Origin of the sequence: Verrucosispora sp. WMMA2044 (assembly GCF_027497155.1) — a bacterium.
Classification (GTDB): Bacteria; Actinomycetota; Actinomycetes; order Mycobacteriales; family Micromonosporaceae; genus Micromonospora; species Micromonospora palythoicola.
Genome location: NZ_CP114913.1, coordinates 20,941 through 41,974, shown reverse-complemented (window position 1 = coordinate 41,974; position 21,034 = coordinate 20,941). Strand labels below are relative to the sequence as shown.

19 protein-coding genes are annotated in these 21,034 nt (G+C 72.3%); 7 read left to right on the top strand and 12 right to left on the bottom strand.

Annotated features, from left to right (window positions below):
• Window positions 1-21: 21 nt before the first annotated feature.
• The 5 genes from O3597_RS00190 to O3597_RS00170 form a co-directional block, all read right to left on the bottom strand.
• On the bottom strand, window positions 22-1,026 hold the full coding sequence (locus O3597_RS00190) for a hypothetical protein (protein ID WP_281604661.1): 1,005 nt from the start codon (window positions 1,024-1,026) through the stop codon (window positions 22-24).
• A 290-nt stretch (window positions 1,027-1,316) separates the two neighbouring features.
• A complete protein-coding gene (locus tag O3597_RS00185) occupies window positions 1,317-2,126 on the bottom strand; it encodes an inositol monophosphatase family protein (protein WP_164448450.1) in 810 nt (269 codons plus the stop codon).
• Window positions 2,119-2,571, bottom strand: coding sequence for a response regulator (locus O3597_RS00180; RefSeq protein ID WP_164448451.1), 453 nt, complete (start codon window positions 2,569-2,571; stop codon window positions 2,119-2,121). The genes O3597_RS00185 and O3597_RS00180 overlap by 8 nt, the downstream gene beginning before the upstream one ends.
• Window positions 2,568-4,376, bottom strand: a complete 1,809-nt coding sequence (locus tag O3597_RS00175; protein WP_281602945.1) for a sensor histidine kinase — start codon at window positions 4,374-4,376, stop codon at window positions 2,568-2,570. The genes O3597_RS00180 and O3597_RS00175 overlap by 4 nt, the downstream gene beginning before the upstream one ends.
• Window positions 4,373-5,623, bottom strand: a complete 1,251-nt coding sequence (locus O3597_RS00170; RefSeq protein ID WP_216592847.1) for a fused response regulator/phosphatase — start codon at window positions 5,621-5,623, stop codon at window positions 4,373-4,375. Before O3597_RS00170 ends, O3597_RS00175 begins: the two co-directional genes overlap by 4 nt.
• Before the next feature lie 160 nt (window positions 5,624-5,783).
• On the opposite strand from O3597_RS00170, the gene O3597_RS00165 reads away from it, so the two are divergent.
• Window positions 5,784-8,162 (top strand): M28 family peptidase, encoded by a 2,379-nt coding sequence (locus O3597_RS00165; RefSeq protein ID WP_281602944.1) that lies wholly within the window; start codon window positions 5,784-5,786, stop codon window positions 8,160-8,162.
• A gap of 5 nt (window positions 8,163-8,167) precedes the next feature.
• On the opposite strand, the gene O3597_RS00160 is transcribed toward O3597_RS00165, so the two are convergent.
• From O3597_RS00160 to O3597_RS00150, 3 genes are all read right to left on the bottom strand, one after another.
• Entirely contained in the window at window positions 8,168-8,422 is a 255-nt protein-coding gene (locus O3597_RS00160) for a Smr/MutS family protein (RefSeq protein ID WP_013736060.1), read from the bottom strand.
• Between the two features lie 149 nt (window positions 8,423-8,571).
• Window positions 8,572-8,940, bottom strand: a complete 369-nt coding sequence (locus O3597_RS00155) for a tetratricopeptide repeat protein (protein ID WP_164448452.1) — start codon at window positions 8,938-8,940, stop codon at window positions 8,572-8,574.
• A 100-nt stretch (window positions 8,941-9,040) separates the two neighbouring features.
• The gene (locus tag O3597_RS00150) at window positions 9,041-9,793 is read right to left on the bottom strand and encodes an ROK family protein (RefSeq protein ID WP_093403500.1); all 753 of its coding nucleotides are present in this window, start codon (window positions 9,791-9,793) and stop codon (window positions 9,041-9,043) included.
• Between the two features lie 61 nt (window positions 9,794-9,854).
• On the opposite strand from O3597_RS00150, the gene O3597_RS00145 reads away from it, so the two are divergent.
• The 4 genes from O3597_RS00145 (at window position 9,855) to O3597_RS00130 (ending at window position 13,360) form a co-directional block, all read left to right on the top strand.
• Complete coding sequence (locus O3597_RS00145; RefSeq protein WP_281602943.1) at window positions 9,855-11,492, top strand: ABC-F family ATP-binding cassette domain-containing protein; 1,638 nt, start codon at window positions 9,855-9,857, stop codon at window positions 11,490-11,492.
• A 37-nt stretch (window positions 11,493-11,529) separates the two neighbouring features.
• Window positions 11,530-11,841 (top strand): hypothetical protein, encoded by a 312-nt coding sequence (locus O3597_RS00140; protein WP_164448454.1) that lies wholly within the window; start codon window positions 11,530-11,532, stop codon window positions 11,839-11,841.
• A gap of 76 nt (window positions 11,842-11,917) precedes the next feature.
• Entirely contained in the window at window positions 11,918-12,643 is a 726-nt protein-coding gene (locus O3597_RS00135) for a methyltransferase domain-containing protein (protein WP_164448455.1), read from the top strand.
• 180 nt (window positions 12,644-12,823) lie between these two features.
• Window positions 12,824-13,360, top strand: coding sequence for a phospholipase (locus tag O3597_RS00130; protein ID WP_164448457.1), 537 nt, complete (start codon window positions 12,824-12,826; stop codon window positions 13,358-13,360).
• 63 nt (window positions 13,361-13,423) lie between these two features.
• Here O3597_RS00130 and O3597_RS00125 read toward each other — a convergent pair whose 3' ends face one another.
• Together O3597_RS00125 and O3597_RS00120 are read right to left on the bottom strand one after the other, a co-directional pair.
• A complete protein-coding gene (locus O3597_RS00125; RefSeq protein ID WP_281602942.1) occupies window positions 13,424-16,252 on the bottom strand; it encodes an adenylate/guanylate cyclase domain-containing protein in 2,829 nt (942 codons plus the stop codon).
• A 165-nt stretch (window positions 16,253-16,417) separates the two neighbouring features.
• Window positions 16,418-16,636: a zinc ribbon domain-containing protein gene (locus O3597_RS00120; protein WP_164448458.1), complete on the bottom strand. Its 219-nt coding sequence runs from the start codon at window positions 16,634-16,636 to the stop codon at window positions 16,418-16,420.
• Window positions 16,637-16,692: 56 nt separating this feature from the next.
• Between O3597_RS00120 and O3597_RS00115 the strand changes: the two genes are divergently transcribed.
• Together O3597_RS00115 and O3597_RS00110 are read left to right on the top strand one after the other, a co-directional pair.
• A complete protein-coding gene (locus O3597_RS00115) occupies window positions 16,693-17,922 on the top strand; it encodes a lytic transglycosylase domain-containing protein (protein ID WP_281602940.1) in 1,230 nt (409 codons plus the stop codon).
• Between the two features lie 72 nt (window positions 17,923-17,994).
• The gene (locus O3597_RS00110) at window positions 17,995-19,011 is read left to right on the top strand and encodes a GNAT family N-acetyltransferase (RefSeq protein WP_164448663.1); all 1,017 of its coding nucleotides are present in this window, start codon (window positions 17,995-17,997) and stop codon (window positions 19,009-19,011) included.
• Window positions 19,012-19,030: 19 nt separating this feature from the next.
• Here O3597_RS00110 and O3597_RS00105 read toward each other — a convergent pair whose 3' ends face one another.
• Window positions 19,031-19,537 (bottom strand): helix-turn-helix transcriptional regulator, encoded by a 507-nt coding sequence (locus O3597_RS00105; protein ID WP_281602939.1) that lies wholly within the window; start codon window positions 19,535-19,537, stop codon window positions 19,031-19,033.
• A gap of 493 nt (window positions 19,538-20,030) precedes the next feature.
• A complete protein-coding gene (hemB, locus tag O3597_RS00100) occupies window positions 20,031-21,014 on the bottom strand; it encodes a porphobilinogen synthase (RefSeq protein ID WP_164448461.1) in 984 nt (327 codons plus the stop codon).
• Window positions 21,015-21,034: the final 20 nt, after the last annotated feature.

The following is a 21,034-nucleotide window of genomic DNA, read 5'->3' as shown; positions in this document are numbered from 1 at the left end:
CAGCAGCCCCGGGCCGGCGGGTCAGTACATCGAGAGATGAACGTGGTTCGTGTGGTCGGCGGCCGGGCTGCCGCTCCCGCTGTACGCCTGCCAGCCGGTGCCCGGGTGCCAGATCTGGCGGTACCAGATCACGTAGAGCACGCCGAGCCGGTCGGCGTTACGCACGTGCCAGGCGGCCAGGCTGTCGCCGTACGACTTGTCGCCGCCGGTGGCCGTGCGGTCCTCGAAGCCGTTCGGGGCGGCGGCGAAGTCGCAGGCCCGCCCCTTGGGGTGCTCGCCGGAGCCGCCGCTGCGGTAGCAGGAGACATACCGCTTGTAGCCGGCGGCCTGGGTCTGCTTGAGCGCGTGCAGGGTGCGGGGCGTGATGCAGCCCGAGGTGGTCGGGTCGTTCACCGAGCACGACTCGCCGGGCCAGGAGCCGTCGGAGTTTCGCGGCGCCGGCTTCGCCGAGGTGGAACTGCCGCCGCTGAACCCGCCGCTGCTGCCCGAACTGACCGCCGCCAGGGCCGCCTCGGCCTCCTTCTTCTTCTTCGCCATCACGGCCAACTGCTTGGTCTGCTCGCGCACCTCGGCATTGATCGCCAACTTGGCCTGCCGGGCCTGCTCACGGGCCTCGGTCAGCTCCCGGATCCGGCGGCCGTCCCGCTGGGCCATCATGTCGAGGTTGGCGGCCCGCTGCACGAACGCCTCCGGCGTCGCGCTGTCCAGCAGTACGGCTGCCGGGCTGAGCCGGCCGACCCGGTAGGACTGCGCGGCCACCTCACCGACCATGGCGGTCAGCTCGTCCAGCCGGTCCTCCATCGCGGACAGCTCCTTGGCCATCTGCTTCTGCCGCTTCTTGGAACCGTCCAGCTTGCGCTTGGCGTCGATGTGCGCCTTCGCGGTGGCCTCCAGGGCGTCCCGCAGCTTCTTGCTGCCGCCCTCGTTGGGCTCGGCGTACGCCGGCACGGCACCCACGCCGAGCAGCAGCGCCACGGCGGCGAGCAGGGCGATCAGCGGCCGGTGGGCGTGCCGCCGGACGGGCATGGACCTGCGCACGAAAGCATCCTTTCGTCGGCCGCCGGCCCCCATGGTCAGCACTGCGCGGCGGCGACCCCCGCCGGCGCCGGTCGGCGGCCTGCTGGCGGAAGGCCGCCGGTCAGGATACCGGAACCAGCCCCGTCACCCACCCCACCAACCCCCCACCCCCACCAACCCTCACCCCTGCGTACCCGCCCCCTCACCCTCCGCACCCATCCGCGCGTTGATCATGAGGTGAACGGCAAGTTTGATCTCTGAGGCTGCCGTCAACCTCATGATCAACGCGGCGAAGGGAGTCAGGTCGGGAGGAGGGCGCTGTGGACTTCGGTCCAGACCTCGGCGTTGACGGCTACCAGCAGGCCGTGTTCGGTGTCGGCGGGGTGGTAGTCGGTGCCGTCTAGGCGGCGGGCCACGCCGCCCGCGGCCCGCACCAGCAGGGTGCCCGGGCCGTGGTCCCAGGGCAGGGTCCGCCAGAACAGCACGAACTGCTGCTGGCCGGTGAGCACGTCGAGATACTCGCGGCCGGCGCAGTGCTGCCCCGGCAGCAGCTCGCCGAGGCGCGCACCACCAGCCTCCACCGTGCGCCGGGACGGCCCCGGCAGGAACTTCGTCATCGCGGCACCGCGCAGTTCACCCACTGGTGGCGCCCCGTCGGGCAGGTGCAACGGCTGGCCGTCCAGGTACGTGCCCTCGCCGGTGCGGGCGGTCGCCAGCGCGTCGGCGAGCGGGTCGAACACCCACGCGGCCGCTGGCTCACCGTCGGTGAGCAGGGAGACCATCAACGCGAACGGGCGGCGGCCCGCCGCGAAGTTCGCGGTGCCGTCGACCGGGTCGACGAGCCACACGTCCCCCGAGGCCCGTAGGTGACGCAGCAGGTCGGGGTCGTCGGCCACCGCCTCCTCGCCCACCACCGCCGAACCGGGGCGCAACCGGAGCAACCCGGCGCTGATCATTTCCTCGGCCCGACGGTCGGCGACCGTGACCAGCTCGCCGGGGGCCTTCTCGCTCACGTCGGCGACGTCGAGATGGCGGAACAGGGGCAGCACGACGCGGTCGGCGGTCTCCCGCAACAGCCCGGCGACGTCGTCGAGCAGGGTGTCAGCCACGCGGCGGCAGCTTCACCACGCTGACGAAGAACTCGTCGATCTGCCGGACCACCGAGATGAACTGCTCGAAGTCGACCGGCTTTGTCACGTACGCGTTCGCGTGCAGCTGGTAGCTGCGCAGGATGTCCTCGTCGGCCTGGGAGGTGGTCAACACCACCACCGGGATCCGGCGGAGCTGCTCGTCCCTCTTGATCTCCTCCAGCACCTCCCGGCCGTCCCGTCGGGGCAGGTTCAGGTCGAGCAGGATCAGATCCGGCAGCTCCGCGTCCGCGTACTGGCCCTCGCGGCGCAGGTAGGCGAGCGCCTCGGCACCGTCGGAGACGACGTTGAGCCGATTGCGCAGCTTGTGCTCCTCGAACGCCTCCTGGGTCATCAACACGTCGCCCGGGTCGTCCTCGACCAGAAGCACCTCGATCGGGCTGTTGCCGTCCGCCGGCGCGGTCATCCCACCGCCTCCTTCATGCCACCTGTCCCACCGCCGGTCTGTGACGAACCGGCGACGGCCGAGGGGCGTTGCGATCCGCCGCCGGCCTCGGCGCCGACGGTACCGTCACCTGCCCGGACCGCGTCATCGGCCCGGCCCGGCGCCGCGTCCGTCCCGGCCTCCGCCGGCTCCGATCCGTCCGCCGGGTCGGAGCCGTCCGCCGTGTCCACGTCCGCGCCGGCCCCGTCCGCCCCGGTGGTGCTCGTGGCGGCCTCGACGTCGGCGGGCAGCGCGGGCAGGGTGAAACGGATCGCCGTCCCCTCGGGCACGTCGGTGTCCACCCAGACCCGACCACCGTGGTACTCCACGATCTTCTTGACGATCGCCAACCCGATCCCGGTGCCCGGGTACGCGTCCTTGGCGTGCAGCCGCTGGAAGATGACGAAGATCTTGTCGGCGAACTCCGGCTCGATCCCGATGCCGTTGTCCTGGCAGGTGATCTCCCAATCCTCGCCGATCAACCGGGCCGAGACGTGCACCTTCGGCGCAACGTCCGCCCGACGGAACTTCACCGAGTTGCTCACCAGGTTGACCAGCAGGTTGGTCAGCAGGGGTTCCTCACCGCGGATCACCGGCAGCTCGCCCCAGGTCAGCTCGGCGTCGGCGTACTGCCGGGCCGGCTCGGTCTGTGCCGCCACCTCCGCCATCAGGTGGTTCAGGTCGACATCGGTGAAGCCGGTGGTGAGCCGGCCGATCCGGGAGAACGCCAGCAGGTCGTTGATCAGCCGCTGCATCCGCTGCGCGCCGTCCACCGCGAAGGCGATGTACTGGTCGGCCCGCTCGTCGAGCCGCCCGGCGTAGCGCCGTTGGAGCAGCTGGCAGAAGCTCGCCACCTTGCGCAGCGGCTCCTGCAGGTCGTGCGAGGCGACGTAGGCGAACTGTTCCAGGTCACGGTTGGACCGGGTCAGCTCCTCGGCCTGCTTCTGCAACTGGGTGTTGACCCACTCGATCCGCTCCCGTGCCTCCCGCACCTCGGCCAGGTCCGCGGCGATCTTCTGCCGCATGGCGTCCACGTCCGCGCCGAGACGCTGGAACTCCGGCGGACCGGTGCCCGTGATGCCGTGGCCGTAGTCACCGACCGCGACCTCCCGGACCTGCCCGGCCAGGCTGGTCAGCGGCCGGATCACCATCCGCTCCAGCGAGGTGAGCAGCACCACGCCGGCGACAAGCACCACGAGTGCCGCGATGACCAGCAGCAGTACCAGCAGGTTGCTGGTACTGCGTACGTCGGCGGCAGCCTCGTCGCGGACCTCCAGGATGCCGTTCTGCAGCACGTCGACGGCGACCCGGATCTGGTCGAACTGCTGCCGCGACCGATCGGTGAGCAGTTGCTGGCCGGCGGTGGCGCCACCGGTCTCGATGGCGGCGATGACCGGCAGGGCGATCGCCTGGCGCCACTGCTCCGCCCGCTGCCGCACCGTGCCGAACTCGTCGCGCAGCTCCGGGTAGCCGGCCAGCAGCCGGTCCATCGAGGTGGCCAGTTCCTGCTCGCGCTGCCGGCCGGTGTCGAACGGAACGAGGTCCTCCCGCTCGCCGGTCAACGCGTACCCCCGGATCGCGGTCTCCTGGTCGACCAGGACCGCGAGCAACTCCTGGGACTGGGCCCGCAGCGGACCGGTCTGGTTGAGCACCGCGTCGATGTGCGCCCGGTTACGGGTGGCGACCACCGCCTCCGCGCCGGCCACCCCGATCAACAGCAACCCGACGACCACGACCAGCACGGCCAGCCGGCCGCGCAGACTCCAGCCGGCACCCGTGGTGGTCACCGGCCACCACCCCGCGTGACGAGCAGCATCGCCACGTCGTCGGCGAACGGACCGTCGTTGAGCTGTTCCGCCCGACCGACCAGCCAGGCCGGCAGGTCGGACAGCGGGACCGCCTGGCTGGCCGGCTCGGCCAGCAGGCGGGTCAGGCCGGGCACGTCGAGGCGTTCGTCGCCCGCGCCGACCCGGCCCTCGATCAGACCATCGGTGTACATCAGCAGAGACCAGTCCTCGGTGTCGAACTTCAGGTCGAAGGCGACCGGCCGACGCGGCCGCACGCCGAGCAGCAGACCACCCGGTGCCGGCACCGGAGTCACCCGGCCCTCGGCGAGCAGCACCGGTGGCGGATGGCCGGCCAGCCGCACCGTCGCCCGGCCGGCGTCGAGGTCGAGCCGGGCCGTCGCCACGGTCGCGAAGATCTCCTGCAGCCGGCGCTCACTCACCAGCACCTGTTCCAGCGCGGGAAGCACCTCGTCGTCCGGCACCCCGGCGAGGATCAACGCCCGCCAGGCCACCCGCAGTTCGACGCCGAGCGCCGCCTCGTCCACGCCGTGACCGCAGACGTCACCAATGATCAGATCGACCCGGTCCGGACGGGTCTGCACCACGTCGTAGAAGTCACCGCCGATCAGGGCGGCGTGCCTTCCGGGCCGGTAGAACGTGTGTACCGCGATCTGGTCGGTCGACATCAGCGGCTGGGGCAGCAGGCCACGCTCCAACCGGGCCGACTCGGCCTGGCGCAGCTCCACCTCACGCAGCCGTCGGGCGTTCTCGTCGGCCCGCTTGCGCTCCACCGCGTAGCGCAGTGCCCGGGTCAGCAACACCCCGTCGACCTGGCCCTTGACCAGGTAGTCCTGGGCTCCCTCGGCAACCGCCACGATGCCCAGGTGCTCGTCGGTGCGACCGGTGAGCACACACACGGCCGCGCTGCCGGACATCTCCAGCACCTGCCGCAGCCCGTCCAACCCCTGCGCGTCGGGCAGACCCAGGTCCAGCAGGACGCAGTCGACCCCCGCGATCCGCCGACGGGCCTCGCTCAGGCTGGTCGCCACCAGCAGGTCGATGCCGGAGTTCGTCTCGGCCAGCAGCTCGCCGACCAGGAACGCGTCCCCCTCGTCGTCCTCGACCAGCAGCACCCGCAGCCGCTCCCCGGGGGGCAGGTTCGGGTTGCCACCCAGCCCGCCCTGCGGGTACGGCCACGACACGACGGAGGGACCGGTCATCCCGGACCCCCGGGTCGGCCGGGTCACCGCCGTGACTGGCGGATGATCGCTGGTGATGTCGGGCTCCTTCCGAGCGCCCTGCTGATCCTGTATTAGACAACGTTCGCACACAACATGACGGAGCGCCCCCAGGTGGCATGGAGGATGATGGTCCACTCCAGGACCACCCCCTCGCGAGGAGCCACCCGTGGGCGCACCCCCCAGCCCCGTCACCGACCGCGCCCTCACCCGGCCACGTCGACGTCGTCTCGCCGCGCTCGCGGCACTCGTCGCGCTCGTCGCCGTCGGCGCGAGCGCCCTGCTCGACCTGCGTCCTCCGGCACCTCGCCCGGTCGACACGCCGACCGGCGAGTTCAGCGCGGCGCGCGCGTACCCGCACGTGACGCAGGTCGCCGGGCGGCCGCACGTCGCGGGCAGCCCGGCCAACGACGAGGTGCGCGCCCACCTGGAAGGCGTACTGCGTGGCCTCGGGTTGCAGACGCAGGTGCAGGACACGGTCGCCGAGGAGGCCGGGCAGCTCAGCGGCGCGGCGGGCGGCGCCACCCTGGCCCGGGTCCGCAACGTGGTGGCGCGGCTGCCCGGCACCGACCCCACCGGCACGGTGTTCCTGGTCGCGCACTACGACGCGGTGCAGACCGGGCCGGGCGGCAACGACGACGCCGCTGGGGTCGCGACCATCCTGGAGGTGGCCCGCGCGCTGACCGACGGCCCGGCGCCCCGCAACGACATCGTCCTCGTCCTCACCGACGCCGAGGAGGCGTGCCTCTGCGGAGCCTCGGCGTTCGCCTCCGAGCATCCGCTGGCCGCCGGCAAGGGGGTGGTGCTCAACCTGGAGGCACGGGGCCGCACCGGCCCGGTGATCATGTTCGAGACGTCACCGGAGAACGCCCGCCTGGTCGAGGTCTTCGGCGAGGCGGCACCGCACCCGGTGGGCACCTCGTTCGCGGTGGAGGTGTACCGCGCGCTGCCCAACGACACCGACTTCACCGCCTTCCTCGACGAGGGGTTCCGCGGGCTGAACTCGGCGTACCTCGACGGGGGTGCGATTTACCACACGCCGCTGGACACCCCGGCGGCGATGGACCGGGCCAGCCTCCAGCACCACGGCGACAACACCCTCGGCCTCGCCCGGGAGTTCGGCCGGATCGACCTCGCCGACCTGCGCGCCGGCCACGACGCCACCTACTTCCCCGTGCCCGGCGGCCTCGCCCGCTACCCCGGCTGGCTGGTGCTGCCGTTGGCGCTGCTGGCACTGGCCGGCGTGGTCGCGCTCGGCTGGCTGGCCCGACGCCGGAACCGGGTCACCGGCGGTCGGTTGGCCGCCGGCTTCGGGCTGGCCCTGGTGCCGATCGTGGTGGCGCCGGTGGGTGCCCAGCTCCTCTGGGCGGTGATCGCCGCCCTCCGGCCGGGCTACGCCGAACTGCTCGACCCGTACCGGCCGACCTGGTACCGGCTGGCCGTGCTGTCGCTGGCCGCCGCCGTCGTGTTCGCCTGGTACGCGCTGAGCCGACGCCGGGTCGGCCCGGCCGCGCTGGCCGTCGGCGGGCTCGGCTGGCTGGCGCTGTTCGGCGTGCTGCTGGCGTTCCTGGCCCCCGGTGGGGCGTACCTGGCGACCCTGCCCGCCCTGGCCGGGGCGATCGGCGGGCTGGTGGCGCTGGCCAGCCGCATCGACGGTCCGGTACCGGTGATCGCGGTGACCGTCGCCGCGGCGGTCGCGGTGATCCTGCTGCTCCCCACCGTGGTGCTGCTCTTTCCGGCGCTCGGCATGGCGATGGGCGGCGTCGCGGCGCTCTTCGCGGTGCTGCTCGGTCTCGCCGCGCTGCCCGTGATCGATCTGCTGCACCCGCAGGCCGGCGGCCAGCGGGGCATGAGGGCGCTGCGGGCCCGCCGACTCGGTGCCCTGCCGGCCGGGGCCGCCACGCTGGCCACCGTGGTCCTCGCCGGGGTCGGCCTCGCCGTCGACCGGTTCGACGCCGCGCACCCCGTGCCCACCCACCTGATGTACGCGCTGGACGCCGGCACCGGCCAGGCCCGCTGGCTCAGTCACGAGACCGAGCCGCAACCCTGGACCGACGAGTACGTGGACGGCCCGGTCCAGGTCGCCGACGAGTTCCCCGGCATCGGCGGCGACGAACTCCTCGGCGGCCCCGCACAGCCCGCCGACCTGCCCGCGCCCCGGCTGGACGTGCTGGCCGACACCACCGCGAACGGCGAACGCACACTTACCCTGCGGCTCACCCCGCAGCGCCAGGTACGCCTGACCACCCTGCACGTCGACACGTCCACCGCTGAGGTCCGGCGCGCCGTCGTCGCAGGCCGGACGGTGCCGGTGGAAACCCGTGAGGGGCGCTGGGGCTTCGGGGTGGTCTTCCACGCCCCGCCGCCCGAGGGGATCGAGGTCACGCTGACCGTCACGCCAAAGGCGGACCGGATCGCGCTGCGCGCGATGGACGCCAGTGACGGCCTCGACACGCTGCCCGGCTTCCGCCCCCGCCCACCGGACGTCGGCGTCGCCGGCTCGCACAGCTCCGAGATGCTCGCCGTAGCCCGCACCTACCCGCTGTAGGGCAGCTACTTCCAGCGGAAGTGGACGAAGAGGCGGCCGAAGTTCTTGGAGTCCTTCTCGACCCGGTGGTAGAGCTGCTTGACGTCCTTCTGGTCGAGGAAGCGCAGCACGCGCTTCTTGAGCTGGCCGGAGCCCTTGCCCGGGATGATCTCGACGAGGGTGGCCTTCTTGGCCACCGCCTCGTCCATGATCCCGCGCAGAGCCCGGTCGATGTCGTGGCCCTTGTTGAAGATGTCGTGCAGGTCCAGCTTCAGCTTCATGCCACGTCCACCGCCCGGTCGGCTCTCATACGGCCATCGTAGGCACGCCGGGCGCCGGCCCGGCCATCGTGGCCACGCCGGCTGCCGGACCCCGCAGATGTCGAGAGGGCAGCCCATCCGGGCTGCCCTCTCGACGCTTGTCTCCTAGCTCAGCGGCCGCCGCCGACCCGGGTCTCGACCCGGCGCAGGGCCGAGGTGTAGTCGTCGTTGGACGAGTGCATGGCCGCCGCGATGCGCAGGTGACGCAGCGCGTCGGTGTAGCGGTTGAGCCGCTCCAGCGTCCGGCCCAGCACATGGTGGGCGTAGTGGTCGCTGGGGTTGCGGTCGACCAGCTCCCGCAGCTGCTCCTCGGCCCGGCTGAGCTGGGCCGACTGGAAGTAGGCCCGGGCCAGCAGCTGTCGGACGGAGGCGTTGTCCGGCTCCGCCTCGATAATCGGTTCGAGCAGCCGGGCCGCGCTGCCGGGGTCGCCCGCCTCGAAGAACAGGGTCGCCCGCCGGTACTCGGCCAGCAGATCCATGCCGCCACCCCCTCCGTGTCGCACCACTGCTCCGACGCTGGCACAACACCGGCCGTACCGCGACTGTTCCCGGCGGCTTTTCCTGCCCGAGAGAACCCTCCTACACGGTGGCGAGATCCCAGGCGCGGACGCCGCCGACGATGCCGGCGCTGTTGGGCACCACCACCACGTCGTCACCCATCCGGGTGAGCTGCTCGGGGCGGATCCGGCGCGAGTTCCCGCCGCCCAGGTAGAGCCGGTCCCAGCGGAACACCGGACGCAGCCCCTCCACCACCTGGCGGATCCGGCGGGACCAGAACGCGTCGCCCAGCCGGCGGCGCTCGGGCTCACCGACGTACGTGTCGTAGGTGGTGCCCCAGCGCACCGGGGCGTGGGACAGTTCGAGGTGCGGGGCGAGCACTCCACCGTCGAAGAGGGCGCTGCCCAGCCCGGTGCCGAGGGTCAGCACCAGTTCGCAGCCGGTGCCGGCGACCACCCCGGCACCGTGCACCTCGGCGTCGTTGAGCACCAGCGCCGGCAGGCCGAACGCGGCCGAGAGCGCGCTGCGGGCGTCGAACCCGGACCACTCGGCCAGCAGTGCCGGGTCGACCCGGCTGCGCGGGCCGGAACGGGTCACGTAGTGCGGGGTGGCCACCACCACGCCGTGCCGGATCATGCCCGGCATACCCACCGTCACCCGACCGGCCGCCGGCAACCGACCGCCGAGTTCCACGAGCGTCCGGACGAACAGATCCGGCGGCAGCGGATACGGCGTCGGCACGCGCATCGGCTGGGCCCGCATGGTGCCCGCGCCGTCGAGGACGGACGCCTTGATCCCGCCGCCGCCGCAGTCGATCGCCAGAGTGGTCAACACGCACGTGAGTCTGCCTCGTCCCGGGGGGCGGCCGCGCGGCGACGGGTAGGCTCGACTGCTTGTGAGCGCCACGCTGATCGCCAAGGATCTCGCCGCCGGGCACGGGGAACGAACCCTCTTCACCGGCCTGGACCTCGTGGTCGCCCCCGGTGACGTGGTCGGCCTGGTCGGGGCCAACGGGGCCGGCAAGTCGACGCTGCTGCGTACGCTCGCCGGTCTGTTGCCGGTCGAGGCCGGCAGCGTCGCGGTGAGCCCGCCCGGCGCGAGCGTCGGGCACCTGCCCCAGGAGCCGGAGCGCCGGCCCGGGGAGACGGTGCGGGCGTTCCTCGCCCGCCGCACCGGCGTGACCGGGGCGCAGGCCGCCCTTGACGCGGCGACGGAGGCGCTGGCCGCCAGCCGACCGGGCGCGGACGACGCGTACGCCGCCGCCCTGGAGAGCTGGCTCGGGCTCGGCGGGGCCGATCTGGACGAGCGGGCCGAGGAGGTGGCCGCCGAACTGGGCCTCGCCGTCGATCTCGACCTGGAGATGACCAGCCTCTCCGGTGGCCAGGCCGCCCGCGCCGGGCTGGCGTCGCTGCTGCTCAGCCGGTACGACATCTTCCTGCTCGACGAGCCGACGAACGATCTCGACCTGGCCGGCCTGGATCGGCTGGAGGGCTTCGTCACCGGGCTGCGCGCCGGCACGGTGCTGGTCAGCCACGACCGGGAGTTCCTGGCCCGCACGGTCACCTCGGTGCTGGAGCTGGACCTGCACCAGCAGCAGGTGAACCACTTCGGCGGTGGCTACGCGGCGTACCTGGAGGAGCGGGAGGTGGCCCGCCGCCAGGCGCGCGCCGACTACGAGGAGTACGCCGACACCCGGGCCGGACTCCAGGCACGAGCGCGTACCCAGCGGGCCTGGATGGAGAAGGGGGTCCGCAACGCCCGGCGCAAGGCCACCGACAACGACAAGATCGGTCGGAAGTTCCGATCCGAGGCGTCCGAGAAGCAGGCGGCGAAGGCCCGACAGACCGAGCGGCTGATCGAACGCCTAGAGGTGGTCGAGGAGCCACGCAAGGAGTGGGAGCTGCGGATGGAGATCGCCGCCGCGCCCCGCGCCGGCGCCGTCGTGGCCACCCTCCGCGACGCCGTGGTACGCCGGGGCGACTTCACCCTCGGCCCGGTGCACCTTCAGATCGACTGGGCCGACCGGGTGGCGGTGACCGGGGCGAACGGTTCCGGCAAGTCGACCCTGCTGGCCGCCCTGCTCGGCCGCTTGCCACTGGACGCCGGCCAGGCCGCGCTCGGTCCGGGCGTGGTGGTCGGTGAGGTGGACCAGGCCCGTGGGCTGTTCCTGGGTGACGCGCCGTTGCTGGACGCGTTCCGGGCCGCGGTGCCGGACATCTCCCCGGCGGACGCGCGGACGCTGCTGGCCAAGTTCGGCCTGCGCGCGCAGCACGTGCTGCGACCGGCCGCGACGCTCTCCCCGGGCGAACGAACCCGGGCCGCGTTGGCCCTGTTGCAGGGGCGCGGCGTCAACCTGCTGGTGCTGGACGAGCCGACGAACCACCTCGATTTGCCGGCGATCGAGCAACTGGAGTCGGCACTGGCCAGTTTTCCGGGCACGCTGCTGCTGGTGACCCATGACCGACGGATGCTGGAGGCGGTGCGTCTCGACCGGCGGTTGCGGGTGGACGCCGGGCGGATCACCGAGTTTTGATCCAGCGGAATCCGGACGGCGGGGCGACAATGACACCATGCTCAGGTGGGAGTACGCCCTGTTGGTGCGCCGCCGCCAGGCCGCCACCAACGACCTCGGCTTCGAGGTCGTCTTCTCCTGGTACGGCCCGGACGGATCCATGATCGACGTCACGCCGTACGGCGACACCGCGCTGGCTCACCTCAACCGGGCCGGCGACCAGGGCTGGGAGTTGGTCGCGATGAGCGAGGACCCGTCCCTGCCGGGCAACAACGAGTTGCACCGCTACCACCTGAAGCGGCCCCGGACGGCGGCCGCGCCGCGGCAGCGGATGCGTTCGGGACGTCCCCGGCGGCCCATCCCGCGCTGACCCCGCGCGAATTTGCGCCACAACCTGCGCATACCGGGCGATTATCCGGGTAACGGCCGGCCGGAGGTGGCCCGGCATGGTCGCGTTGGCACATTCTCCGTCCTCGGCCGAGCGACTGCGGGCGGTGGACGGGTTCCTCACCGAGGCATGGGCGGACCAGGTCCGCCACGACGAGCGGCTGCGCCCGCTCGGTGTCGAGGTCCGCTTCGACCGGGGTGTCGCCCACCTGACCGGCGAGGTCGACGAGCAGGCCCAGCTGCGACTGGTACGCGAGCAGGTCGGCCGGCTGGCCGGGGTCTTCGGCGTCTGGTGTCGGGTACGGGTCGGCGGACGCGACCCGGTGGTGGTCGACCTGGGTTGCGGTGCCACCAAGCAGTGGCCGGGCAATCTCGGGCTCGACATCTTTCCCGCCCCCGGAGTGGACGCGGTCGCCGACCTGTCTGGCTCCCTGCCGCTGGCCGACGACTCGGTGGACGTGCTGTTCGCGGTGCACATCCTGGAACACCTGATCGACTTCCTCCCGCTGCTGGACGAGTGCCACCGGGTACTCCGTCCCGGAGGCGTACTGCACGTGATGAGCCCTTGGTGGGGGCATGTCAACGCGGTGGCCGACCCGACCCACGTGCGGCTGCTGGACGTGCAGACCGTCAAGGGCATCTGCGTGATGCGACCGCCGGGCACCCCGCGCTGGTACCCCCTGCACGCCGGCAGCGACGGCGCCTCCATCTTCGCCGACCTCACCCCGCTGGGACCGGCTGACGACGGCCCCTCCGCCACCCACCTGGCCCGCTTCTTCGACTAGGCCGCCCGGCCAGCGCCCTGGACACCGACGGTGTCCAGGGCATTCGTCTGTTTCGGCACCGGTCACCAATATTTCTCGCGGGTAACACCGGCAGGCCGCGCCATTGATCGAGACTTATCGAACCCCGGTAACTCGCCGGTAACAACCTGCTCTGCCGCACACCCCCGCGGAGGTATGACCGTGCCCAGACGTCTCGCCACCACCCTCGCCTCGGGCTTGCTCGCGCTGCTCACCGCCCTCGCCGTGGCCTCTCCCGCCACGGCTGCCGTCACCCCGCAGCAGAAGCTGTCCGTCCTGTCCAGTTGGACCCAGACCAGCGTCAGCAGCTACAACGCCTGGTACTCCGCCCGCCAGAATCGCGCACCCTGGGCCGAGTACAACTTCGACTGGTCCACCGACTACTGCTCGTCCAGTCCGGACAACCCGCTCGGGTTCAAGTTCACCCTGTCCTGCGCCCGCCACGACTTCGGCTACCGCAACTACAAGGCGGTCGGCCAGTTCAGCGCCAACAAGCCGCGCCTCGACAGCGCCTTCTACGAGGATCTGAAGCGGTCCTGCGCCACCTACAACTCCGTCGTCCGGCCGGCCTGCCTGAGCCTGGCATGGACGTACTACCAGGCGGTCGCCATCTTCGGCTCGGTAGCCGCCGTGCAGCAGTCCGACATCGACCGGGCCGCCCGGATGAAGGCCGACGCGGAACGACGCGCTCGCGCCTGACGAGCAGCGGCGGACGCCCGGCAGCACCCGCGGCCGGGCGTCCTGCCGGTCGGCGACCGTCGCTCAGGCGTGCTCGGTGTGGCGGTCGACGGTGCTGGGCTGACGTGGGGCGGAACGACCCGTGCCGGTGGCGAACCGCCCTGAATCGGCCGCCAGGTCGGGATGCTCGACCCCGAGCGCCAACGCGACCGCCTCGTCCAACCCCAGTTCGGCACCCTCGCCGTACGCCTCGTCGAAGGCGGCGTCGCCAAGCGCCCGCCGCAGCGCGGCCTGCCGCTGCGTCCAGTACGCCTCGTAGATGCCCGGCGTCGACCGCAGGCCCGCCCGGGTCGCCTGGGCGGCACCGAAGAGCCGGGCCGCGGTCAGCGGCTGGTCACCGAGCGCGCAGCGCACCGCGACCGCGTTCAACGTGTCGCAGGCCCGCCCGTGAAAACCGTGATTCATCCGGGACCGGAGCGCCGCCAGCAGGTGCTCGTGCGCGGCCACCAGGTCACCCCGAGCCAGCGCGACCATGCCGAGCAGCATGTCCACCGAGCGACGCCCCCGGTCGGCCGGTCGGGCCGCCTCCACCGGCCGGGCCGCACCGAGCAGCTCCGCCGCCTCGTCCAGCGCGCCCCGCCGCCACAGCAGCTCGGCCAACCGGAGCACGGCGAACAGCGCCTCCGACTCGACCCCCTGGTCCTGCGCCCAGTCGATGACCTCCCGACAGACCCGCTCCGCCTCGGCGAACTGGCCCATGTCGACAAGCGGCGCGGCGCGGCCGGCGAGCACCCGGGCCAGCAGACCGGCGTCTCCGGCCTGACGGGCCGCCGCCTCGGCCCGCTGCGAGTAGCGCAGCTCCTCGCCGAACTCGCCGTCGCCACCGGCGTGCAGCGAATGCATGTGGTAGGCCGCCGCCAGTTCGTCCTCCGGGACCGCCTCGCCGGTCTCGGCCAGCCGGCCGTACAACCGGAACAACCAGAGCCGCCCTTCCCGGGCCAGCCCGCGCTCCCGCCACCACTGGTCCAGCCCGCCGGCCAGCCGCAGGCCGGCCCGGGCACTCCCACCCGTGGCGCACCAGCGCAGCGCGGCGCGCAGCTCACCGGCGAGTGGATCAAGCGCGTACAGCGACAGTGTCACCGGCTGCCCGTCCGGGCCGAGGTGAGCCCGCTCGAGGGCGTGCGCCGACCAGGCCACGTGCCGGTCACGGGCCGCCTGCTCCTCCCCGGCGTCGGCGAGCCGCCGCGCCGCGTACGCCCGGATGGGGTCGAGCATCCGGTAGGTGCAGCCGGTCACGTGCGGTTCCGCCAGCACCATCGACTTGTCGACAAGCACCGACAGCGGATCGAGCGGGTCGTCGTCGAGCAGCCACTCCACCGTCGGCAGGTCGACCGGGCCGGCGAAGACCGCCAGCCAACGCAGCAGTCGCGCGGCACGCGGCCCGAGCGTCCGGTAGGACCAGGTCACCGTCGCCTGCATGGTCAGGTGCCGTTCGACCGCCGAGCGGGCCGCCGCTCGGGTGGCCGGGGTCGAGGAACTCACGCCGGTGGCCGCCGCGGCCAGGTCGACGGTGTCCCGCTGGTTACCGGTGTTCCCCCGATCGGTCGGTGGTGGCAACGGAATCTCACGGCCGGCGTCGAGCGTGCCGAGCACGTCGTCGAGCCGCTCGGCGAGCTGCCCCACCGAGAGCACCCGCAGTCGGGCCGCGGCCAGCTCGATGGCGAGCGGCAAACCGTCAAGTCGCCGCACCACCCGCCGTACGTCGGCCGACTCGGAGGGGTCGGGCTGGCGCCCGCCCCGCGCCGCCGCCGTACGATCCAACAGCAGCGCCACCGCGTCGCTCTCGGTGCCGTCGGGCGCCGGATCGACGCTCAACGGCGGGATCCGCCACACCACCTCACCCGGCAGCCCCAGTGGTTCCCGGGTCGTGGCCAGCACCCGCACCCCTCCGCCGCCGGCCAGCAGTCGGGAGACCGCGTCGGCGCAGGACGCCGGCTGGGCGTCGCAGGTGTCGAGCACGATCAGCATCCGGCGGGGAGCGGCGTACTCCACAAGCGTGTCGACCATCGGGCGGCCCGGCTCCGGGCGCAGGCCGAGCACCGCGGCGACGGCGAAGGCGACAAGTCCGGGGTCGGTGACCGTGGCGATGTCGACGAACCACACCCCGTCCGGGTACTCGTCCACCAGGTCGGTGGCGAACTCCACGGCCAGCCGCGTCTTGCCGCTGCCACCCGCGCCGAGCACGGTGACCAGCCGGTGCCGATTCACGAGTCGCGCCAGCTCGGCGCGTTCGGTCTGCCGCCCGACGAACGTGGTGACCTGGATCGGTAGGTTGTGCGCCACCACGTCGGCGGTACGCGGCCGCGGGAACTGCCGTTCCAGGCCGGGTGCGACGAGCTGGAAGAGCCGTTCCCGGTCGTCGAAACCACGCAGCCGGTGCAGCCCGAGGTCGAGCAGGGAGGCACCGGCCGGCAGTGGCCGGGCCCGCCGCGCCGTGGCACCGGAGCAGAGGATCTGCCCGCCGTGCGCGGCGGCGGCGACCCGGGCGGCCCGGTGCACCTCGGGGCTGGCGTACTCGCCGTCGCGTGGCTCCGCCCAACCGGTGTGCAGTCCCATCCGGACCCGGGGGGCCGCCTCGGGCGTCGGCCACTCGTGCTCACCGAGCGCCCGCTGCGCGGTCAGACAGGCGGTCAACGCCGCTCCCGCGTCATCGAAGGCCAGGAAGAACGAGTCGCCCTCGGTCAGCAGCTCCGCGCCCTCGGCCGCCGCGATCGTCCGGCGCAGCAGCCGCCGGTGCTCGGCGAGCACCGGCCGGTAGCCGGACCCGAGTAGCTGGGCCAACCGGGTGGAGCCCTCGATGTCGGTGAAGACGAATGTCACCCAACCGGTCGGGAGGTTGATCCGTGGCGGCATGCGTGGAACCTCCCCCCTGGTCTCGGCACCATACTTCCCGAGACCGGATCATCACGCATCGTGAGAACGGTCGGCCGAGACTCCGACCCAAGGTGCCATCGGACCCTGCGTCCGGGCAAGGCCGGCAGCCACCCGTACCACCCTTCGACCACCGTCGCGGCGTGGTCAGCAGCCGCAGCCACCACCGCAGCAGCCGCCGCCGGCGGGTGCGGACGAGGCACCGGACCCGCCACCACCACGGCCGGTGACCGCGACCGTGGATAGCAGTTTCACCGTGTCGGCGTGCCCCTGCGGGCAGGGCGCCGGCTCACCGGCTCGCGCCATCGGACGGTTGACCTCGAAGGTGGCGCCGCAGGCGCGACAACGGAACTCGTACCGGGGCATGCCGTCAGCCTACGACCGGACCTGACGTCGGCGAAGACATGGGTGATACTCGACGAGTGGCAGACGGCGAAGAGCGCACCACCCTGCGGCCCCTGCGACCGGCCACGCCGCGCACCGACTCCGGCGGCGGCCCGGACGGGCCGGCAACCGGGCTGCCCCGTCCCCGCCGCCCCTGGCTGAGTTCGGGCAAGCCGGCCGACGACGCGGCACCGGACCCACCCCCCACCGACCCGGTTCCGGCGGAGGCCATCGACAACGCCGCCGGCACCACGAGCGACGCTACGACTCCCGACAGGACGGATGCCACCGCAGCGGAATCGACGCCGAAGACCACTGTCGAGGAGTCCACTCCGGAGTCCGGCGCACCGGCAGCCCGGCGCCGCCGGGTGCGCTTCGGGCACGCCGTACGCCTGCCGGGGCCTCGGGCCGCGGCCCGGGCGACCCGCGCCTGGTCGCGCCGGCCGAGTGGCCGACTGACCCTGCCGGGTGTGTTCCTGCTCGTCCTGGTCGCCGCGACCGCCACGGCCGGTGCGCTGCTGGTGCCCGCCACCCTGGGCGCTCCGCGTCCGGTGGCGGTCGACGCCACCGCCGACCCGCTGCCCAGCGACCTGCCGCCGTCCGGTCAGGTGCCGCCACCGGGGCAGTTCCCGCCCCCCACCGCGACCCTCCCGCCCGGCGTGACCCCACCGGGCACCGCCGGGCCGGCCGGTGGACGCCCGTCCGACGCCCTGGCCGGCTGGGCCCGAGACACCGGTGCCAAGGTCGGCATCGACCCGATCGCCATGCAGGCGTACGGCTACGCCGAGCTGGTGCTCGCCGAGACCGACCGCGCCTGCGGCCTGAGCTGGACCACGTTGGCCGCGATCGGCCTGGTCGAGTCCCGCCACGGACAGGCCAACAACGCCCAGCTCGGCGCGGACGGCCGGGCTGTCCCGGAGATCATTGGTCTGCCGTTGGACGGCCAGGGCAACCGGATGCGGATCGCCGACACCGACCGGGGCGAGCTGGACCGCGACACCACCTATGACCGGGCGATCGGGCCGATGCAGTTCATCCCGACCACCTGGGAGGAGATCGGCGCCGATGCGGACAACGACGGCCGCAAGGACCCGCACAACATCCACGACGCCGCGCTCGCGGCCGGGATGTACCTGTGCAAGGGCGGCCGGAACCTCACCATTCCGGGCGACTGGTGGAACGCGATCCTGTCGTACAACGATGTCCGAAGGTACGCCCAGGACGTCTTCGACGCCGCCAACCGGTACGGACAGGCCAGTCGCACGTGAAGTGATCGTCCGCATACATTGGAGAACTGGACACTTCCCCCCGGCTGCGGATGACGGCAAGCTAGACGGGTGATGGTGCGCGAGTGGGACCCCAGGACCGCGTCGTCCGCCGAGATCGCGTCGCTGCTGGACACGCTGAACGCGGTCCTGGCGGCCGATCTTCCGCAGGATCCGCCGTGGCGGGAGAGTTCCCTGCGGGAATACCTCGCCGAGGTGATGCCGGGCGAACGGCGGATCTCCTGGATCGCGCAGGAGGATCCAGATGTCGACGGCGCTCCGGGAGCCATCCTCGGTCAGGTGCACGTGCTGCTGCTCGGCAACATCGGTGTGCTGGAGGTCCTGGTCCATCCGTCCGCGCGGCGCAGTGGTCTGGGCCGTGATCTCGTCCTGCGCGCAGCCCGCCGGGTCTATCAGGAGGGCTTTGAGTCGATCGGGGTGGAGGTGGTCGGCGACACTCCCGCCGTCGCCTTCTACGAATCACTCGGTTTCATTCGGGAGTACGTGGAGACCCGCAGTGTCCTCGACCTCTCCGGTGTCGACTGGGCCGAGTTGGCGGAGATGTCGACCGGGCTCGGCGCCGGTTACCGCGTCCAGTTCCACCCCGGCGGCCCGCCGGACGAGCTGATCGAGGCGTACGCGCGGGCCAAGGCCGAGATCCGGGACATCGAGGACGGCGAGCTACGACCCAGCTCGTACGATCCGCAGCGGCTCCGGGACAGCCTCGACTGCCTGCACCGGCGGGGCATGAAGCCGTACATCGTGCTCGCCCTGCACGAGCAGACCGGTGAGGTGGCCGGCCTGACCGAGGTGGTCGTGCCGGCCCAGCATCCGACCCGTGCCGACCAGTACGACACGATCGTGGTACAGGATCACCGGGGCTACGGCATCGACCGGGCGATAAAGGCTCGGATGCTGTTGGAGCTGCGCTCGGCCGAGCCGCAACTGACCGAGGTGCAGACCTGGAACGCGCAGGCCAACGAGGCCATGCTCAAGGTCAACGCCGAGCTGGGCTACCGCACCGACCGAGACTGGTGCGAATACAGCGTCGACGTCGCCGAGCTGGTCCATCGCCTCGACGCCACACGCTGACCGGTCGGCTGCCCGCCCGTCAGTTCCGGTACCAGGTGCTCGGGTCCGGCGGAGGCGGCACGTTACGGTACTTGGCCACCCGCACCTCCCACTGACTGCGGCGCCGGCGTGCCTCCCGGTCGGCCCGGGAACGGTGGTAGGTCTCCGGCGGTCGAGCCAGCCCGTAGATGTCCGCCCACCATTCGCCTGGTTCGGGGTCGAGAATCGTGTTCAGATGCGCCGGGTAGCGCCGGTCCGCGCCGTCCCGGGTGTCGTCCCAGACCTTCATCGGCAGCACGACCCGCCCCTCCTGGTCGACGACCACGAGATAGAGCCCGGCCGCACCGAGCAGCCGCTCCAGCACGGCCAGGCTCGGCGTCAGGCTGCCCGCCTCGACCCGCGCGACGGTCGACGGGGCGACCTTGGCGAACCGGGCCATCCGCAGCTGGCTGAGCCCGACGATCCGGCGGGCACGTCGCACCAGACCGGCGATGGGAAAGGGACCGACCGTGGGGCCGAGGCCCGGCGGCTCGAAGACGATGGACATGCACCCGACCCTGCCGCTGCCCAAGCCGACGCGGCAACCCCTGTGGAAAAACCTGTGGATAACCCGAGCCCTCCGCACCGCCCACCCCCTCACAGCCCACCCGACCCGACCCTGGCAGGGCTAGCGGTCCGCTACCCTCAGCAACAATCACGGTGAGTGGCGGACGTGTCATCTCCCTCCGACCCTTCCCACAACACCTCCGCGCCCTTTGCTCTGCTTCAACCCGCGCAACAGGCTCTGACCAGCGGCGAAGGAAGTCAAGATCGCGGTCTATCGCACGCCGGCAACTACCCTCCGCAAGCTGTGCGTGGGTTGAAGCAGAGCAAAGGACGGGGGGAGGACATGGGCAGAGGTGGAGGAAAAATACTCAGGGTGATGACACTGGTTCGGTCGATGGTCGCACCAGTGCAGACGGGTTGGCGCGTGAACAGGCCGCCGCAACAGCGCAGCCGTCAGCCGTCAGCCTTGTCGGGTGCTCGGGGTCGAAGCAGGGTCAGTAACGCTGGCGGAGCAGTTGGGCGGCCTCGACGGCCCAGTAGGTGAGGATGATCTGGGCACCGGCGCGGCGGATCGAGGTGAGGGTTTCCAGCATCACCCGCTCCCGGTCGATCCAGCCGTTCGCGGCGGCCGCCTCGACCATCGCGTACTCGCCGGAGACCTGGTAGGCCGCCACGGGCACGTCCACGGCGGCGCGGACCGCCGACACCACGTCGAGGTACGGCAACGCCGGCTTGACCATCACCATGTCGGCACCCTCGGCGACGTCCAACGCGACCTCGCGCAGCGACTCGCGCAGGTTCGCCGGATCCTGCTGGTAGGCCCGTCGGTCCCCCTCAAGCGCCGACTCCACCGCGTCCCGGAAGGGGCCGAAGAAGGCCGATGCGTACTTCACGGCGTACGCGAGGACGGCCACGTCGGTGTGACCGGCCGCGTCGAGTGCCGCGCGTACCGCCCCGACCTGGCCGTCCATCATGCCGGACGGCCCGACCACCCCGACCCCGGCGGCGGCCTGGGCCACGGCCATCTCGGCGTACGCGGCGAGGGTGGCGTCGTTGTCGACCTCGCCGGCCGGGGTGAGCAGCCCGCAGTGCCCGTGCGAGGTGAACTCGTCCAGGCAGAGGTCACTCATCACCACCGTCGCGTCGCCCACCTCGGCGACCACGTCCCGGATCGCGACGTTGAGGATGCCGTTCGGGTCGATGCCGCCGGAGCCACGTTCGTCGCGCGACGCGGGCACGCCGAACAGCATGATCCCGCCGACGCCGGCCTGCACCGCTTCCACCGCCGCCTTACGCAGCGAGTCGCGCGAGTGCTGGAGCACCCCCGGCAGCGAGGCGATGGCGCGCGGCTCGGTCAGCCCTTCCTTGACGAACATCGGCACGACCAGCTCGGCCGGGTCGACGCGGGTCTCGGAGACCAGCCGACGCATCGCCGCGGTGCGGCGCAGCCGACGGGGCCGCATCTCTGGGTACGGCATGAACCCTCCCTGACGACCAG